This is a genomic window from Thioalkalivibrio sp. ALgr3 (genome assembly GCF_000377325.1).
Taxonomy (GTDB): domain Bacteria; phylum Pseudomonadota; class Gammaproteobacteria; order Ectothiorhodospirales; family Ectothiorhodospiraceae; genus Thioalkalivibrio.
Map to the genome: position 1 here is coordinate 1 of NZ_KB898036.1, position 1,182 is coordinate 1,182.

General features: G+C 64.8%; 2 protein-coding genes. One reads left to right on the forward strand and one right to left on the reverse strand.

The window, feature by feature from the left end; translation table 11 throughout:
• Window positions 1-248: 248 nt before the first annotated feature.
• Complete coding sequence (locus C998_RS0113985) at window positions 249-719, reverse strand: metal-dependent hydrolase (RefSeq protein ID WP_018871491.1); 471 nt, start codon at window positions 717-719, stop codon at window positions 249-251.
• 106 nt (window positions 720-825) lie between these two features.
• On the opposite strand from C998_RS0113985, the gene C998_RS0113990 reads away from it, so the two are divergent.
• Window positions 826-1,104: a hypothetical protein gene (locus C998_RS0113990; protein WP_231365020.1), complete on the forward strand. Its 279-nt coding sequence runs from the start codon at window positions 826-828 to the stop codon at window positions 1,102-1,104.
• Window positions 1,105-1,182 lie beyond the last annotated feature (78 nt).

Below are 1,182 nucleotides of genomic sequence, written 5' to 3' on the forward strand. Positions count from 1 at the left end.
ATTTGTCCCCTCCAAAGGGGGTATTTGTCCCCTTTTCCCTCTATACGGCCTTTGGAAACAACGACTTAGACCACCCCCAAAGGCAAAGGCAAAGTAAACCCCAAAGGCAAAGGAACAAAGGGAGCGCGTAACGCGCGCGGGCGTGTGCGCGGGCGCAGGCGTGTACGCACGCACACACACGCGCGCGTGCGCGCGCGAGCCTCCGGCTTCGCCTTCGGCCAGACGCGCCGGTTCAGGAGGGGAAGGGGTTAGATCAGGTACGAGATCGACAGCCCCGTGCCGACGATTGCCGCGCTGACGCCAGCGAGCCATAGCAGCTCCGAGCCAGAGCCGGTGACCCGGCGGAGGCTGTGCCGCACGTCCGGCCGCCACACCGGAATCCCCATCGGAGTGAGCCAGTCCAGGGTGACGTGGAGCAGGCCGCCCAGAGCAAACCCCCAGAGAATCGGCCACCCCTGGAAGCCCCCAACCAGGGCGAGCAGCACCCAGGCCGGAAGCCAGTGGGTCACGGTCCTATGCGGAACGGCCGACTGCCGGACCCGGCGGCGACTCCAGGGCCAGAACCCTTCCTCCTTCCAGCGGGGAATCTCCAGCGCATCCGGCGCAGTGCTCCCCAGGTACGCCCCGGCGGCAGCGATCACCCCGGTTCCGGACGGGAGGGCGAGGAGGATGGCGCTGCCCAGGGCGATTCCGCCGATCTTGTGGGAGGTTGACTTCATGGGCTTTGTCTCGGTGGCGATGATCTGACGGTTGCGGTACAATACACGGAGTTTACAATGCAACGATGAAAAGACGGCAGGGCGCCCCATGTTCCGGATGTTCGACATGATCTTCTTTGCCGGGGTGTTGTTCTTCCTCGGATGGATCTTCCTCGGATCGACCCCCGAGCAGCGGATGGAGCGTGCGTGCGCCCCGATTGGTTGGGGTGGGCAGCTTGTCGAGGCCGGAGGAGAACTGGCGACTGAACCGAATAGCTCAACCGTCCGCGTGATCCGGGAGTACACCGACAAGGGCGAATACGGCTGCCAGTACATCATCTGGCGCGCGTTCTATGCCCATCCCGATCAGCTCGAATCCGATTCTGCTGAGGAGGTGGAGACGTGAGCCGTCGCACGCTCCGATCCATGGCTGCGGGCGCGGTCGCTCCGGTACTGCTGGCCGGGGCGCCCGCGTTTGCGGACA

What these genes read in the sequence shown, in the direction of transcription:
- C998_RS0113985 (WP_018871491.1), bottom strand. Translation starts at nt 719, where the DNA reads ATGAAGTCAACCTCCCACAAGATCGGCGGAATCGCCCTGGGCAGCGCC.
- C998_RS0113990 (WP_231365020.1), top strand. Translation starts at nt 826, where the DNA reads ATGATCTTCTTTGCCGGGGTGTTGTTCTTCCTCGGATGGATCTTCCTC.